Below are 17780 nucleotides of genomic sequence, written 5' to 3' on the forward strand. Positions count from 1 at the left end.
ATTGTATCACCAAAGGATGGAAAGTTGCACAAAAAAAATCTTCTCTTTCCAATTTCATAGTATAAAGTTTGTTACACGAAAAATTATAAGGCCAACTACTATCTACTTAAAGCTTCAATTTATCTTATTGATCAGTTGAAAAATACGCCGATTTAGCTTCACTATGTTTACATATATTCCTTCTGCAATTTCAATGATAAACCTACCAGTCTAAAACGCATATATAACGCTACAACACTTATGATTGTCCACATATATACTTTATAAGAATGAGCAGACTAACATTGAGTTATAATATTTCAATTTAACACCTCTTTTTGGGTAGCTTAATTATTATAATAAAAATAATTAATTTTTTTTAACTAAGGCAAAAACTCCCTCCCCCACTTAATATTATACTTTCTTGACAGCTTCACTTTAGGGTCAAGTTCAAAATCATATGTTTTAATGTTTTTTGAGCAATTAGAAATGGTTTGATTTTTCCATTTTTCCTAAGAAATACACTTTGACTTAACAGGTCATAATCCCATATTTACCCAATGCTTTTGCAAGGGATTGTATACATTCGCTTATTTTCTTAGAATACTACTTTCGGTGAAATACTGTAACCCATATCGGTCCCTATTATATCAATCAAATCTCGTATAATCATAATCAGTTTGAATCGCGTATTTGCAGGACGTAATATCCCATGGAAAACTTAAAATCGAGAAAATTAACAAATAAAAAACATCTCTTGTATTAAAAATAAATTAGCGAATTAAGTATTTCTAGATTTTCAATTTAAAAAAAAATTAAGCATTTTAAAAATATTTAATACCGTTGTGATATCTATATAGCTAGAATTATTAAATCAAGGATACTGTTAAATTTCAACATCCTCGTAAAATAAGAGTTTCATTTATTAGGAAAGTTAACAAATTATTAAGATTTTTGTCGCACTAATTCAAAATATTTAAAAATGAAACTAAAGTTCAATGGATTCTTAGTACTATTAGTAGTACTTGTGGCGCAACTAACTTTTGCGCAAGAAAGAGCCGTTTCAGGAACTGTTTCCGATAATGCAGGATTGCCTTTACCAGGTGTGAGTGTATTAGTAAAGGGAACTAAATCTGGGACACAAACTGATTTTGACGGAAAATATTCTATCAAAGCTTCACCAAGTCAAGTCTTGATTTTTACCTACATAGGCATGAAATCTCGCGAAGTAATGGCAACATCTTCAACTGTGAATGTGAAATTAGAAAGTGGAGCGTTAGAACTTGAAGGAGTTGTAGTAACAGCTTTAGGAATTAAAAGAGAAAAAAAATCTCTAGGTTATGCTACTCAAGAAGTTAAAGCAGAAGACTTAAATTCAGGTGCAGGAAGTGGAAATTTCATTAATGAACTTTCAGGAAAAGTAGCAGGTGTTAACATCAAAAGAAACAACAACTTTGGTGGTTCATCTAGTATTGTATCTAGAGGGGTTAAAAGTTTAACTGGTAGTAATGAGATGCTTATTGTTATTGACGGAATGCCAATCAACAACTCTAATGCAACTGGTGGTACAGGAAATCAAACCGGAGGAGCAGGAGGAACTTACGATTACGGTAATAATGCAATGGATATCAATCCTGAAGACATCGAAAGTGTAAATATATTAAAAGGAGCAGCAGCTTCTGCATTATATGGTTACTTAGGTGGTAATGGTGTTGTAATGATTACAACTAAAAAAGGTAGAGCAAAAAAAGGATTAGGGATAACAGTTTCTTCTGAATTTGTTGGAAGCACTATTGACAAATCTACATTTGTAAAATATCAAGATAAATATGGAGCTGGATACGGTCCATATTATGAAGATGCTTCTGGATATTTCTTAGAAAGAGATGTAAATGGAGACGGTATTCCTGATTTGGTTGTTCCTACATCAGAAGATGCTTCTTATGGAGCTGCGTTCGATCCAAAATTAATGGTGTACAATTGGAACGCATTTACACCTTGGTCAGACAGTTTCGGAAAAGCTACACCATGGGTAGCGGCTAAGAATGATCCAACAACTTTCTTTCAAACAGGTACTTCATTTAACAACTCTGTTTCGTTAGAAGATGGAAATGACACTACAAATTTTGTTTTGAATTATACTAATTCAAAACAAACAGGAATTCTTCCAAACAGTGATATGAAGAAAAATAGCTTCAGTGCTAAAATTAATCACAAATTTTCTGATAAATTATCAGCTAGTGTTTTCGCTAACTACAATGCTCAAAGCACTATAGGTAGAAACTCAACTGGATATAATGAAAATATCATGTCGAATTTCCGTCAGTGGTGGCAAACAAACGTAGACGTTCAAGAATTGAAACAAGTTTACGAAAGATCAGGTGGACAAAATATCAACTGGAACTTTACTGATCCAAGTGACTTAACTCAAATTTACTGGGATAACCCGTATTTCATCAGATATAAAAATTACCAATCTGATGAAAGAAACCGTTTTATCGGTTATTCTAAATTGGATTATAAAATTGCTGACTGGTTAACTGCTACAGCAAAAATATCTACTGATTCCTATAGTGAATTACGCGAAGAAAGAAGAGCTACAGGATCTATCGCTGGTCTTTTTGGAATAAACCGATTAGACGAAACTTCTGGATACCAAAAATACCAAAGATCTTTTTCTGAACAAAATTATGATTTCATCTTGACATTCAAAAAAGACATTTCTGAAAGCATTAGTTTTAATGGTGTTGCTGGAGGTACAGCAGTAAGAACTAGAATTATTTCTACTTTAAATTCTACACAAGGTGGACTTATAGTACCAAACTTATTCAGTTTATCAAATTCTGTTCAAACTGTTCCTTTCCCATTAGAGCAAGAAGCTAACATAGGAGTTAACAGTTACTACGGTTCAGCATCTTTAGGATTTAAAGATTTCTTTTTCTTAGATGCGACTGCAAGAAGAGACGCTTTTTCTAGCTTACCAGTTGGAAAAAATGCAATTTGGAGTTACTCTGCTTCTGGAAGTTATGTTTTCACTAACCATATTAACCAACCATGGTTAAGTTTTGGTAAGATTAGAGCAGGTTATTCTGAAAGCCCATTGGGTACTCCAGGACTTTCTTTGGTAGATACTTATGTTAAGAATGACCCTTTTGGTTCAAATCAACAATATTCAGTTGCTGGTACTAAAAACAATCCAAACTTAGAAGCGGTTAAAACTAACACTCAAGAAATTGGTTTAGAAATGCAATTTTTAAACAGAAGAGTAGGATTTGAAGTAAGTGCTTACAAAAACGTAAATAACGGAGAAGCTTTCCAAGTTCCTTTTTCTACCGCTACTGGTAACAGTGCAAGATATATTAATGCTGCAACTGTAGAAAATAGAGGTATTGAGGTTCAACTTAACGTTACACCTTTCAAAACAAAAGATTTCGCATGGGATATTTTTGTAAACTGGTCTAAAAACAAAAATGAAGTTACTAAGTTAGCTCCAGGAATTGAAAACTTAAGATTAAACTCATTTCAAGGTGGTGTAACTTTAAATGCTTCACTAGGAGAACCTTATGGAGTACTTAAAGGAACTGATTTTACTTATTTAAATGGGGAAAGAATAGTTGGCGCTAACGGTAGATACGTAATTAACGCCACTGCAAATAATGTAATTGGTGATGTAAATCCTGATTGGTTAGGTGGTATCCGTAACAAATTTACTTATAAAAATATATCTTTTGGATTCTTAATTGACATGAAAAAAGGTGGAGATATTTTCTCTCTTGACCAATCTTATGGTTTAGCTACTGGTTTATATGATGTTACTGCAGGTAATAATGAATTGGGTAACCCAATTAGAAATACAATCGCCAATGGTGGTGGTGTAATCTTACCAGGTGTTACCGCTGCCGGTGCTCCTAATACTGTAAGAACGCCTTCTCCAAATCAATACGGTAACGTATCAGGATATAGAAGAGCACCAAATAAAGCTTTCGTTTACGATGCATCTTTCATTAAGTTAAGAGAAGTAAACATTACTTATTCTTTACCAAGTACTTTCGTTTCAAGAATGAAACTTCAAGAAATGAAGTTTAGCGTAGTAGGTTCAAATTTATGGATAATAGATAAAAACCTTCCATACGCTGACCCAGAAAGTGGATTAAGTGCTAGTGCTTCATCTGCAGGATATTCAGTAGGTTCTTTACCAACAACAAGAAATGTTGGTGTTAACGTAACATTTAAATTTTAAATTATGAAAAAAATAGTTTTATTAATCTCGTTTTTAGCTCTGACTATATCATGTACTGATGATATAACCGGACTAAATACAGATACGAAAAATCCAACATCCGCTAAACCCGAGTTTTTATTTACAAATGCTCAAAAAACTTTAGTAGACCAAATGGTAAACTCTTCTGTAAACAGAAACGTTTTCAGAATGTTAGTTCAGCAATGGACAGAAACAACTTATCCAGATGAAAGTCAATACAATTTGACTACACGACCTATTCCTGACACTCACTTTACAACTCTTTACAGAGATGTTCTTAGAGATTTTAAAGAGTCTAATATTTTACTAACTAAGGTTGTTACTGCTGGTGCTAGTGAAGCTACAATTGTGGCTAACAAAAAAGCAATCGTTGAAATCATGAGTGTTTACACTTTTAGTGTTTTAGTAGATAGTTTTGGTGATGTACCTTATTCTGAAGCTTTAGATATCGAAGGTCATCCACTACCAAAGTATGATGATGCGCAAACCATTTACAAAGACCTTATTGCTAGATTAACCGCAGCACAAGCTGCATTGAATACATCAGAATCTAGCTTTGGTACTGCTGATCTTATATATAATGGTAATACTGCAAAATGGAAAAAATTTGCAAATACTCTTAGATTAAGACTTGCCATAAATATGGCTGACGTAGATGCTGCTTATGCTTCTACTCAAGCAACTGCTGCTATTACTGCAGGACTTATAACAAGTAGTAGTGACAACGCTAATTTGAATTATTTAGGTGCACAGCCAAATGCTAACCCTTTATATGTGGATTTAGTTGCAAGTGGTAGAAAAGATTTTGTTATCGCTGATACATTTGTTGACAAATTAAACACGTTATCAGATCCTAGAAGAGCTAAATATTTCACATTTGCTCCAGGTACAACTATATACAGAGGTGGTATTTATGGCGCATCTAATAGCTATACTAATTTCTCTACAGTAAACAGTACACTTTTAGCTCCATCTTTCCCAGGGACTATACTTACAAACTCTGAAACGGAATTTTTATTAGCTGAAGCTGCGGCAAGAGGTATTGCTGCTGCTGGTGTAGCTGCAACTCATTACAATAACGCAATTACTGCTTCTATGAATGATTGGGGTGTTGACCCAGCTGCGACAGTAGTATATTTAGCTGCTAATCCTTACAATGGAACTTCAACTGCAACTTGGAAAAAAAGTATTGGAGAACAATCTTGGATTGCTTTATATAATAGAGGTTTTGAGGCATGGAATACATGGAGAAGATTAGATTTTCCTGCGTTAGTGGTTCCTGCTACAACTTACGCTGATATAAAATCAGTTCCTACAAGATTAACTTATCCTGCTGGTGAAGCAACTGTAAACGCAACTAACGTAAGTGCTGCTGCTGCAAAAATTACTGGTGGAGACAAATTAACATCAAAAATCTTTTGGGATAAATTCTAATTATTTCGAAATTTTTATCAAAACCACCAGCCTAAAGCTGGTGGTTTTTTTATACAATTATTTTTCTATCAAAAGATTACCAACGCAATTAAAACGGTATTTTATAGTTGCAAAATGACTCGCCTCAAATAATTATTATTTAACAACAATCGCTTAAATAATTCAACTAAAAAACGAAACCACCTTTTTGGAAACTTGTTCAATTACTTTATAAATTGCAAGATGAGCTGATCCAAATGCTATTTTAGCGAATACATAAAACAAAAACTTATTAGAAGAGTGAGAAACGTTAAAAAATAGCTTTGACCAACTTTATACATACAGTCAATCCATGTAAAATCCCAAAACTATACTTATTCAATACAAACGGCTACAAAAAAAATTCGAAAAACTTGAACTTTTTTTAAAATCACAAAACAAAAACTTTTGTGCTTTTTAATGTTATTTTCAGTTATATTCCCAAAAAAATCACAATAATAATTACTACTAAGTTAAAATAAAGGATAATATGTTAGGAAAATTAACAAATTATTAGCATTTTTACTATGCTAATTCAAAAAAAATAGAAAATGAAACTAAAGTTCAATGGATTTTTAGTACTATTTGTAGTACTAGTGGCGCAATTAACATTTGCGCAAGAGAGAGCTGTTTCAGGAACTGTTTCTGACAATGCAGGTATGCCTTTACCAGGCGTAAGTGTGTTAGTGAAAGGAACTACATCTGGAACACAAACTGATTTTGATGGAAAATACTCCATCAAAGCAACAGCAAGTCAAGTCCTAATTTTCTCCTACATTGGAATGAAATCTCAAGAAGCATCTGCTAGTTCTACATCTCTGAATGTAAATCTAAAAGATGATTCAATCGAACTAGAAGGCGTTGTTATCAACGTACTTGGAGTTGAAGTTAAGAAAAACCAAAATGCTTCCGCTTTTTCTAAAGTGAAAGGTGACGTTCTAACTAATTCAGGTGAAACCTCAGTTTTAAAAGGACTTTCTGCCAAAGCATCTAGTGTGAGTATCGTTTCGAATTCTGGAGATCCAGGATCTGGAGCCTACATCCAAATTAGAGGTCAAAACTCTATTACAGGTTCTACTCAACCCTTATTTGTAATTGATGGTATTCCAATTTCGAGTGATGAAATTGGTAGTACAGTAGACGGAGTAGGACAACAAAGTAGAATGAATGACATTAACCCAAATGATATTGCTTCGGTTCAAGTATTAAAAGGTGCCTCTGCAGCTGCACTTTGGGGTTATAGAGCTGCAAATGGTGTCGTATTAATTACAACAAAAAAAGGAAAAAAAGGAAAAATATCGGTTGATATCAATTCAAGCGTTTCTTTTGATAAAGTAAATGTTAGGATGAAACTTCAAGATCGTTTTGGACAAGGTTCTAACGGAGTATGGCGAAGAAATGCTTCCACTTCTTTTGGAGATAAAATTTCAACCAGAATAGGCGGATCAGACATATTTAACACTACAGGTCAGTACTTTGTTTCTGATAACGGAAACACTATTTATCCTATTACGAAAAAGAATAGCACTGCAAATTTCAATGATTCTAATTACGATTCAGTAATAGGTAACGGACAAAACGTTGACAATCATATTGGAATAAGTGGTGGAGGAGAAAACACTAATTTCTATCTTGGTTTAGGAAGTACAAAGCAAGAAGGAGTTGTTAGAGGTTCCACCTATGAAAGAACAAGTATTGATTTCACTTCTGAATCAAAAATTGGAGAGAAAACAAGTTTTAAAAGTAAATTTGGTTATTCATCAGTAAATTCAAACAGAGTTCAAACCGGTTCTAATCTTGCAGGACTTTTCTTAGGGCTTTATAGATCTCCTGCTGATTTTGACAATAGAGATTATAAAGGTACAAATTTTAGAAGCGGCGTCCCTTCTTTTAATAGTCAAAGAGCATACCGACAAGATGTTGGAACTTTTGAAGGTGATTTAACTCCTAGTTACAACAACCCACTATGGACGACAAATGTTCAGAAAAACCCAAATACTATAGATCGCTATATTGCAGGTTTTGAAATAAAACACGATGTAGCTAGCTGGATGTCGATTTTAGGCCGACTTGGTTTAGACGGATATAGTGATAAAAGAATTTCTATGTGGCCAAAAAATTCTGCAGAAAATGGCGGAAATGGTAATGCAAGCGAAAGCGTTACTGACTTCCAACAATATAATGTTGATATTATGGCATTAGGAGATGTAAAAGTAAATGACAATATTGGGCTAAATTATTTAGCTGGTGTCAATTTTGCTCAAACTCATTACGATCAACGAGGTGGTACCTATAAAAACTTTTTGCTTGACAATAATTCATTTTCATACGACAATGCATTGATCAATGACAAAACGACTTTTTTAGACCGAACATACTCCAAATTAAGCGGAGCTTATTTCTCTACCGCATTTGATTATAAAGACTATTTATTCTTGACTTTGGGTGGACGTTTAGAGACTTCTTCATCTTATAGCCCAAATTTAAAAGTCTATTTTTATCCTACGGCAGAGTTTGCTTATAAATTTACCCAAAACATCGAAAATGAAGTTCTTACTAACGGTAAATTAAGATTAACGTTTGGACAAATAGCTTCAATACCTAGACCTTATGCTGGAACAACATATTTCAATTCGGCCGTAGGTGTTGAAGGGTATGGTGGCGCATATGATTCAGGAGTTTACAACGGTTCTTTCCAAAGATCAGCAACAGGGGGAAATCCTAACTTAAAACCTGAAATAAAAACAGAGTTTGAGGTTGGAGTCGATTTAGAATTTTTCAAGAGAATAAAACTTTCTGGAACCTATTACTCCAATGAAACTAAAGATTTATTAGTGGATGTTCCTTTAAACGGTAGCTCAACTTTCAGTAGTCTTTATGGTAATTTTGCTACTATTCAAAACAAAGGTGTAGAAGTTGAATTTGATGCTAATCTACTTTCTTCTTCTTCGGAACTAAAATGGAATATATTTGGAAACTGGAGTAAAAACACTAATAAAGTAACTAAATTAGAAGGCACCGAATCTTTATTCCTAAATGGATTCACTGGATCTTCTTCCCGTGCAGTATTAGGACAACCACTAGGTGTTCTTTGGGGAGGAAAATTTGACAGAGACACAACTGGAGCATTGCTATTGGATTCTAATGGCTTCCCAACTGTAGCAAACGCTGAAGGAGTTATAGGAAATCCTAATCCAGATTGGAGAGGTGCTATTGGAACTTCTATATCTTATAAGAACATTAAATTAAGCACTTTATTTGACGCTTCAATTGGCGGTCAACTATGGGATGGTACGAACGGAGCTTTAAATAACTTTGGTAGACCATTGGAAACTGCAAATGAAGTAACCCTAACGACACCTACAGTTAATTCAGTTGGTTCATTAATTCCTGCAGGAACTGTGAGAGGTAATCTTAGAGATTTTGGAGCCGGTAATGTGCTGCTAGATCAATCATGGTATACTGGACTTGGTGGTGGTTTTGGACCAGTTGCTGAACAGTTTGTTAAATCTGCTTCATGGGTAAAATGGAGAGAATTAACTCTATCTTATGTATTAAAACTTGAAAAAGCAAAAATTGGATTTGAAAGCATGACTTTTTCGGGAACAGGTAGAAATTTATGGTTATGGACAGAAGATAAAACACTTGGTCAAGATCCCGAAACTAATCTTACGGGAGGATCAAATGGTAGAGGATTACAATATTTCAACAGTCCAAATACTAAATCTATAATATTTAGTGTAAATTTAAAATTCTAAAAACATGAAAAATAATATTATAAAAATAGCCAGTCTATTCTTAATCTTTACAACAATACTAAGTTGTACAAGTTTTGTAGAGGACATGAATGTTGACCCAGACAACTTGGTTGATGCTGATGCAAGAAATATATTCCAAGGTGTGCTTCTGGCTGACCAGTTTTTTCAAACCAGTTCAAATACCAGAGATATGATGATTTGGTTGAATCAAGCGAACGGTGAAAACAGACAATATGTTGCCTTAAACAACTGGAATGCATCAACGGCTTCAACATTTGATGATAGTTGGAACAACGCTTATGTAAACTGTATTACTCAAGCTAAAATAGCAATTTCTAAAGCGGACCAAGAATTAAACCCTAGATTAAAGGGAGCCACTCAGGTGATTGAAGCGCATTGTATTGGAACTGTGACTTCTTTATGGGGAGACGTTCCTTATTCTGAATTGGATATTACAGGCAAGAATCTTACTCCAAAGTATGATGCACAAGCCACGGTATACAATAGTGTTCAGCTTTTACTAGATAATGCTATAACTAATCTTCAATCCACTAAAGGGAAAGGCATTCCTTCCGACAAAGATATTTATTATGCCGGGAATGCGTCAAAATGGATCACATTAGCCTATTCGCTTAAAGCAAAATATTATCTTCACGTGAAAGATTATACTAAAGCGAGAACGAATGCATTATTAGGAATAAACAATGCGGATGATGATTTGAAGGCAATATTTTCGAACAGTTATCTACAAAGTTTCAACCCATTTTATTCTTTCTTAGTTTACGACAGAGATGATTATATGTCAGGAGACAGTTATGCTGCTAGATTATTAGATCCTTCAGCCCCTTTGTATAGAGGAAATGCTAAAACTGATGAATCAGCAAGATACGCGTTCACATACAATGAAGAATATTTTTCTCCATATGGTTTAAACATATATGGCGGAGATTATGGAGGTACTAATGGTAAATTCGGAAGTGATTCCGCAATGCCAATGGTGACTTATGGCGAAATGTTGTTAATTATTGCTGAAGTAGATGCAAGAACTTCTTTTGCCGCTGGATTAACATCTTACAACAACTACAGAGCATTATTGAATACTGGATATTCAATTGGTATAGACAATGCAGGTTATGATAGTGAAACTTTCAACTATTCCGCTTATGCTGCTGGCGATTTTGCCGCAGGTGGAATTGAAAATCCTTCGCCAAGCATTACGAATCAAAATGCCTTATTAAGAGAAATATTCCAAGAAAGATATATCTATTTTATGGGCAATTACGAATCATACAATGACTTTGGAAGATCAAACAACTTAGCTGGAATTCAATTGAAGGCAGGGATACCAGGGACTCCACAAAGATTTTTATACCCACAAGTAGAGATCAATGCAAATCCGAATACACCAAACCCGATTCCAACAATTGTAACTAAAACACCTGTTCATTAAGACGAACTATTTAAATAATTATATTGAAAACCATCCCAATATCGGGATGGTTTTTTTTTATATCTTTGCGCCATGGAAAAAGAACATCAAATATTCGGGATTAGAGCAATTATTGAAGCAATACAATCAGGTGCCACAGTTGACAAAGTCTATATTCAAAAGGAAGCAAGCAGCGAACTGATGAAAGACTTAATGAAAGTGATGAAGCGTGGTAATATAAACTTTTCTTATGTTCCGGTTGAGAAACTAAATAGACTTACTCCTAATAACCATCAAGGAGCAGTCGCAACCATCTCTCCTATTTCCTTTTTTGATTTGGAATCCTTAATAGAATCAGTGATTGAAAACGGAAAAAAACCTTTATTTTTAATCTTGGATCAAATATCTGATGCACGTAATTTTGGTGCTATTATCAGAACGGCCGAATGTACAGGTGTCAATGGAATAATCGTGCAAAAAGCAGGTTCAGCACCAGTAAACGGAGATACCGTAAAAACTTCTGCTGGAGCAGTTTTCAATATTCCAATTTGTAAAGTGGAACATATTAAAGATGCTATTTTTCTTTTACAAGCTAGTGGAATTAAAACAGTAGCCGCTACAGAAAAAACAGATACAAATATTTATGATATTTCTCTAAATGAACCCGTTGCTATTATCATGGGTTCGGAAGATCGTGGAGTAAATCCATCTGTTCTTAAAATCGTTGATGAAAAAGCAAAACTTCCTATGTTTGGAACCATTGGTTCTTTGAATGTATCGGTAGCTTGCGGTGCTTTTTTATATGAAGCAGTTAGACAGAGAAGTTAAAAATTCTCACTTCCCATTAGTTAATAAAAATTAAAAAATGAATTAAGACTCCGGCTTTAATTCATTTTTTTCATTTGCGATAACCTCATATTGAACGGGCCTACATGATGTAAAAAAAGGATTTAGATCTTCTTGCTCTATATTTTCTTCAATTATTGGAAGATTTACAAAATTTCCATTGGTATCAAAACGTTGCATAAATTTATCTTCCAAAGGATTAAAACTTGGATGTTCCCAATCATATTTAATTACCTTTTTATACTCTGGTGTTTTAAAAAACAGTGACAACGCAAAACCTGTTATGAATCCTGCCAAATGACCTTCCCAGGAAATGGTTTCATCTACTTTTGGAAAAACGTACCAAACCATCCCACCATACATAATGATCACAGCTAGTGACAAAGCAACCAACCGATAATATTTTGTTTGTATCCCTTTAAAAAAAATGAAACTAACCAACACATAGATTAGTCCACTTGCACCGATATGATAATTATCCCTTCCAATTACCCACGTAATTATTCCTGAAAACAGAATACCATACGATATCACGGCTATAGTTTGTTTCGAATAAAAGAATTGCAACGCAGCTAATAAAACCAATAACGGTATGGAATTATTATATAGATGATTCATATCCGAATGTATGAAAGGGCTAAACAAAACACCTTGCAAACCCGCAAAAGATCGCGGAAAAATTCCGTTCGAAACAAAATCAAAATCAAATCTAATTTCTACCCAATAAACAAACCATAGGAATAACACAAAAAAAAGTGGTAATCCAATAACGGAATTGGTGAATTTAAAATGCTTATCCATTTTTGCTGTTTGGTTTAAAAATAACAATCAATTATTTATCCAAAAGCAATTTAATGCTATTTTGTCATACTAAAACCAAAAGGACATTTAAAATATACAACCCTAGCCCAGATGGAAATGGCATCCTTTTTATCTCGTTTTTTTAACGAGATAAAAAGATATAGTGAACAGCTGGAAATAGCTCCAAATAAAAATAGTAACTTTACCAAAGTCATATTTTTGATTTATGATTAACGAATCCAGATTTCAGATTTAAAAAACAGATGGAAGCACCACTTGCAGAACGCATTCGGCCACAAAAATTAGAAGAATACATCAGTCAATCCCATTTAGTAGGTCCTAATGGTTCTTTGACGCAACAAATTGCAAAAGGAATTATTCCTTCCTTGATTTTTTGGGGACCACCGGGAACGGGAAAAACGACTTTGGCACAAATAATTGCGCAAGAATCAAAGCGCCCTTTTTATATATTGAGTGCAATAAATTCCGGTGTAAAAGACATCCGCGATGTTATTGAAAAAGCAAAACAAAGTGGTGGACTTTTTACCACAAGAAATCCTATCCTTTTCATTGACGAAATTCATCGTTTTAGCAAATCGCAACAAGATTCGTTATTAGCAGCAGTAGAAAAAGGTTGGATAACATTAATTGGCGCCACTACCGAAAATCCAAGTTTTGAAGTGATTCCTGCTTTATTGTCACGATGTCAAGTATACGTTTTGAATGCTTTCACCAAACATGATTTGGAGACGTTATTACAACGTGCTTTAAAAACCGATGCTTTTTTAGCAACCAAAAACATAAAACTTAAAGAAACAGAGGCCCTGTTAAGACTTTCCGGAGGCGATGGACGTAAACTATTAAATATTTTTGAACTTGTCGTAAATGCATCCGATGAAGATGAAATAATCATCACAAATGAGCGAGTATTTGAACTGTTGCAACAAAACACAGTTTTGTATGACAAAAGTGGCGAACAACATTATGACATCGTTTCTGCCTTTATAAAATCAATTCGAGGAAGTGATCCAAATGGAGCAGTGTATTGGTTAGCAAGAATGATTGAAGGTGGCGAGGATGTAAAATTTATAGCAAGACGTATGCTCATTCTTTCCAGCGAAGATATAGGAAATGCCAATCCTACTGCATTTATTATGGCGAATAACACATTTCAGGCTGTTACCACTATTGGCTATCCTGAAAGCCGCATTATATTAAGCCAATGTGCCGTGTACTTAGCCACTTCACCAAAGAGTAATGCCTCTTATCTCGCGATAGGAAATGCACAACAATTAGTAAAACAAACAGGAGATTTACCTGTCCCGATCCATTTACGCAATGCACCAACCAAATTGATGAAAGAATTAGGATATGGCGATGAGTATAAATATTCTCACGATTTTGCTAATAACTTTGCGGAACAGGAATTTTTACCAGACGCCATCAGTAAAACACCATTATATATTCCTGGTACTAATTCAAGAGAAAATTCGATAAGAGAATTTCTTAAAAATCGTTGGAAAGATAAATATGGTTATTAGATTGTAGATCTTTAATTATCTATTATTGATACTATATTTCAAACACAATGATTATTAATGCTCGTCCTTCTAAATTAAAACTTAACTTCTATTTCCTCAGAGATTAATTTGTCATTTTGATAATATTCAAAAAACCATTGATTCTCTTTTGCAAGTAAAACACCCTGCACATTTCCTTTTACAGCAATATAACAATTCGTACTTGACGTTTTAAAAACTTTCATTATCACCTTTGGTGTACTATCAATCAATTGAAAACCGTTAGAAGTTTGTTGGGCATATAACAAATTACTCGTAACATTTTCTACATTTTTAGAACCATTTAAAACAGTTGTAGGCATAATAACTTGTGAAACTACAGGTGCGTCTGCTACTTTATTACTAGTATTTGTCCCGTTATATTTATACTGCAAAGCATAAATACCTTGAAAAGCTTTATTCAAAACTTCTGTATAAGCAAGCTGGGTATCTTTTTCTTTAGTATAAGCACTTTGAGATTTATATACAACTTTCCCGTTACAGTCATTCAAAATTATATACAGTTTTGTCGCTAAAAAGGCATTTTCTTTTATGACATCCAAATACAACAAACTACATCGGTCATTGTAATCTTTTGAAACAGCTTCATTTGTATAAAAAGCTTCAAAACCAGCTTTGTTTAAATTAAACTTAGACAAAGTTGCCAGACGATATTGATTGTCGGTTTTCATAAAGTCAAATTTTAATGGAATCACCACACCTTGATAGTCATTAACCGATTGTGAAAAGCCATAACTCGCAACAAATAACAATAGCAATAAAATTCTTTTTTTCATAATTATAAGTATTTCTTTAATTCTAATAAATGATTGACTTGTTTGATGTTTTGCGGAACTTGACCGTTACTTTCGTTAAAAAAAATAGCGTCTAATCCCGCATCCAGAGCGCCTTGCACATCAGCCTCAAGACAGTCACCAATCATAATACTATTTTCTTTTTTGGCCTTTGCTAAATCTAACGCATATTCAAAAATAATTGGATTTGGTTTTTTAACGCCAGCCATTTCCGAATTTGTAATCGTTTGAAAATAACTTCCAATCTTAGAATTAGTTATTTTCTTAAATTGCACTTCGGCAAAACCATTGGTAATAATATGAAGTTTATATTTCTGTTGCAGGTAATCCAAAACCTCAAAAGTTCCATCGAAAAGATGATTATTTTCTGGCAGCAAATCGATGTATTCTTGTGCGATACTTTCAATTTGTTCGTCAGAAATAAAATAATCGATTGCATCAAAAGAATGTTTCAACCTATTGTAACGCAACTCCGCATGCGTAATTTTATCATATTGGTATAATTTCCAACAGGCTTGATTTATTGGAACATATTTTTCAATGAAAATTTTAGTTTCAATTGTTGGGTGATTCTTATTGAATATATTCTCAAATGTCAATTCAGAATTTTTGTCAAAATCCCAAAGCGTATGATCTAAATCAAAGAAGACATCTTTTATATTATTTTGCATCATTAATTTTATTATTTAAAAATTCTTTTATCAAAAGGAAAGTCATTTTGAGCTATAATTATAATTTTATCAAAATCTTTATGAAAGGGGTTTATTAGAAAATTAAAATCTCCTTTCACCACTGCCGACGGAACTTTCAACACACAAGCCTCGTTTCTGCGAATAAAATCATCCCCTAATAAAGGCGTTTCAAATGTACCAGGGAAAACATTCCAATCCGTTTTTAAATTCTTAGTATTAAGGATTTCAACTAAAATAGTATCTGGAATATGAATTGTCAACATAACAAAATCGCTTGGTAAGGTAGCTAATGACAAATGAACAAGGACTTCGGCCATCGCTAAAGCTCTACTTTGCGCGCAATAAATCATCTCCGTTCCCTTAGAATTCCAGCGAGCTCCAGTAAATGAGGCACCTTTACCGGATAGAACAATCGGATATTTTATACGAGTCAATCTAAAAACTTCCATTACACAAAAATTCCTTGATCTATTTTATTCAATTCATTAACAACCATTTCTTTGCCATAAGAATCTTTTAACAACTCTATTGGTTTTAAATTTCCAAGCGCAAAAGAAGGTGTTTTCAGCCACGAATAAAACTGCTCATCTGTATCAAAAACTTCTTTCCCTAATGAGGTCACCTCAGCCAATTCGAAAATTTTTTCTGATTGCAATGCTTTAAAAACAAAATTTTCTTTGGCTTTATTTCTTTGAAGTGATTTTGCAGAAATTCCTAAAAAAGTAGCCCAATCCTCTTCATTAAAAGGAGTTCTTTCTTTTATAAGGTCAAAAAAATGATAAGGAATTCCCTCACGAATAGAATGAACGATTAACATTCTGTTTTTTAAAAATTCGTTATAGGTAATGTTTTTATTGATCAGCTTATAACCTCTGTCTTTCTCGACTTTATCTACAAAAACCCTGACGGCTATGTCAATTGCTGCTCTAGACTTAATTTTTAAATTCCCCATATAAAAGACATTTGACTTCAAATATAAGTCAAATGTCTTGAATATTCAAATTTTTAAAATATCCCTTCATCTACAAAGCTAAAATAACTGACTTCCGTCACAATAAGATGATCCAAAACCTTAATTTCTAAACTCTCTCCAGCCAACTTCAGTTTTCTTGTAATTTGCTTGTCGGCATCACTGGGAACCAAAGTTCCTGAAGGATGATTGTGACATAAAATTAACCCTGTTGCGCCCATTTCCAACGCGGTTTTAAATACTAATCTAATGTCAACAAGCGTTCCAGTGATTCCCCCTTTGCTCAACTGTGATTTTGAAATAATTTTATTAGAATTATTCAAATAAACAATCCAAAATTCCTCATGTGGTAATTCTCCAATTATTGGCTGCATGATTTCAAAAATCATTTTACTGGAGGTTATTTTTGTCAATTCGACTGCATCTTCTGCCCTTCTGCGTCTCCCTAATTCTAAAGCGGAAATAATTGAAATGGCTTTGGCCTCACCTATTCCTTTAAAAGTAATCAACTGGGTAATGGATAATTTCCCCAAAGCATTCAAATTATTGTCTACACTTGCCAAAATTCTTTTGCTCAAACCTACAGCAGACTCGTTGCGACTCCCAGACCCAATCAAAATCGCGATTAACTCGGCATCACTCAAAGAACTTTTACCTTTCAGCATCAGTTTTTCACGTGGCTTGTCGTCTTCCGACCAGTTCTTTATAGGAAAAAAGGAATTTTCAGACATTCATTTTCGCTTTAAATTTGTTTTTGCATGCAAATACTATTTTCCAAACCAACATAAGGCTCGTAATTATCAACTATTAGGTACCCAACTTTTTGATACAAACCGATGGCCTCTTTTTGTTTATATAAAGTTTCCAAAACTGAAATCGTATAACCTAATTCACTTGCCCAAATTTCTAATTCTTGTAATATTCTTTTAGCAAAACCCATTCCCCGAGCATCTGGTGAAACAAACATACGTTTTATTTCAATTGTATTTTTATCCTTTTTTTTGAAGCATCCGCAAGCTATTGGATTTCCTTCAAAATAAATAATCACAACGTTGGGATTTATTTCTAAAATATTATTATCCCAATAATCTGATGTGAATTCAGGATAACGTTCCCATAAACTTTGATCTAATGAGGCGACCAAGTTGACAAAATCTAAATTTTCACTGGTGGTTCTGCAGATTCTTATTTTATTATTCATTTTTATCAAATGGAATA

General features: G+C 33.7%; 13 protein-coding genes. 6 read left to right on the plus strand and 7 right to left on the minus strand.

Features of this window, described 5'->3' with window-relative positions:
* The first annotated feature begins 961 nt into the window (after positions 1 to 961).
* The 5 genes from H4V97_RS07455 (at position 962) to rlmB (ending at position 11707) form a co-directional block, all read left to right on the plus strand.
* On the plus strand, positions 962 to 4219 hold the full coding sequence (locus tag H4V97_RS07455; protein WP_209549367.1) for a SusC/RagA family TonB-linked outer membrane protein: 3258 nt from the start codon (positions 962 to 964) through the stop codon (positions 4217 to 4219).
* Positions 4220 to 4222: 3 nt separating this feature from the next.
* Complete coding sequence (locus H4V97_RS07460) at positions 4223 to 5674, plus strand: SusD/RagB family nutrient-binding outer membrane lipoprotein (RefSeq protein WP_231385405.1); 1452 nt, start codon at positions 4223 to 4225, stop codon at positions 5672 to 5674.
* Between the two features lie 569 nt (positions 5675 to 6243).
* On the plus strand, positions 6244 to 9450 hold the full coding sequence (locus H4V97_RS07465) for a SusC/RagA family TonB-linked outer membrane protein (protein ID WP_209549368.1): 3207 nt from the start codon (positions 6244 to 6246) through the stop codon (positions 9448 to 9450).
* Positions 9451 to 9454: 4 nt separating this feature from the next.
* Positions 9455 to 10900, plus strand: coding sequence for a SusD/RagB family nutrient-binding outer membrane lipoprotein (locus tag H4V97_RS07470; protein WP_209549369.1), 1446 nt, complete (start codon positions 9455 to 9457; stop codon positions 10898 to 10900).
* 72 nt (positions 10901 to 10972) lie between these two features.
* Positions 10973 to 11707, plus strand: coding sequence for a 23S rRNA (guanosine(2251)-2'-O)-methyltransferase RlmB (rlmB, locus tag H4V97_RS07475; protein ID WP_196849441.1), 735 nt, complete (start codon positions 10973 to 10975; stop codon positions 11705 to 11707).
* 42 nt (positions 11708 to 11749) lie between these two features.
* Here the strand turns inward: rlmB and H4V97_RS07480 are convergent, their stop codons facing one another.
* Positions 11750 to 12526 carry a rhomboid family intramembrane serine protease gene (locus tag H4V97_RS07480; protein WP_196849442.1) on the minus strand — a complete coding sequence of 259 codons (777 nt, stop codon included), beginning with the start codon at positions 12524 to 12526 and terminating at the stop codon, positions 11750 to 11752.
* 263 nt (positions 12527 to 12789) lie between these two features.
* Here H4V97_RS07480 and H4V97_RS07485 point away from each other — a divergent pair, with 263 nt between their 5' ends.
* Positions 12790 to 14067 carry a replication-associated recombination protein A gene (locus tag H4V97_RS07485; RefSeq protein WP_209549370.1) on the plus strand — a complete coding sequence of 426 codons (1278 nt, stop codon included), beginning with the start codon at positions 12790 to 12792 and terminating at the stop codon, positions 14065 to 14067.
* A gap of 74 nt (positions 14068 to 14141) precedes the next feature.
* Here H4V97_RS07485 and H4V97_RS07490 read toward each other — a convergent pair whose 3' ends face one another.
* From H4V97_RS07490 to H4V97_RS07515, 6 genes are read right to left on the minus strand one after another with little or no spacing between them, the layout of a single operon-like run.
* Complete coding sequence (locus H4V97_RS07490) at positions 14142 to 14882, minus strand: hypothetical protein (protein WP_209549371.1); 741 nt, start codon at positions 14880 to 14882, stop codon at positions 14142 to 14144.
* 2 nt (positions 14883 to 14884) lie between these two features.
* Positions 14885 to 15571, minus strand: coding sequence for a YjjG family noncanonical pyrimidine nucleotidase (locus tag H4V97_RS07495; RefSeq protein WP_209550289.1), 687 nt, complete (start codon positions 15569 to 15571; stop codon positions 14885 to 14887).
* An 11-nt stretch (positions 15572 to 15582) separates the two neighbouring features.
* Positions 15583 to 16041 carry an RES family NAD+ phosphorylase gene (locus H4V97_RS07500; protein ID WP_209549372.1) on the minus strand — a complete coding sequence of 153 codons (459 nt, stop codon included), beginning with the start codon at positions 16039 to 16041 and terminating at the stop codon, positions 15583 to 15585.
* Complete coding sequence (locus tag H4V97_RS07505) at positions 16041 to 16544, minus strand: antitoxin Xre/MbcA/ParS toxin-binding domain-containing protein (protein WP_209549373.1); 504 nt, start codon at positions 16542 to 16544, stop codon at positions 16041 to 16043. Before H4V97_RS07505 ends, H4V97_RS07500 begins: the two co-directional genes overlap by 1 nt.
* A gap of 53 nt (positions 16545 to 16597) precedes the next feature.
* On the minus strand, positions 16598 to 17293 hold the full coding sequence (radC, locus tag H4V97_RS07510; RefSeq protein ID WP_196849447.1) for a RadC family protein: 696 nt from the start codon (positions 17291 to 17293) through the stop codon (positions 16598 to 16600).
* Between the two features lie 11 nt (positions 17294 to 17304).
* A complete protein-coding gene (locus H4V97_RS07515) occupies positions 17305 to 17763 on the minus strand; it encodes a GNAT family N-acetyltransferase (protein ID WP_209549374.1) in 459 nt (152 codons plus the stop codon).
* Positions 17764 to 17780 lie beyond the last annotated feature (17 nt).

This window comes from Flavobacterium sp. CG_23.5, from assembly GCF_017875765.1.
GTDB lineage: Bacteria > Bacteroidota > Bacteroidia > Flavobacteriales > Flavobacteriaceae > Flavobacterium.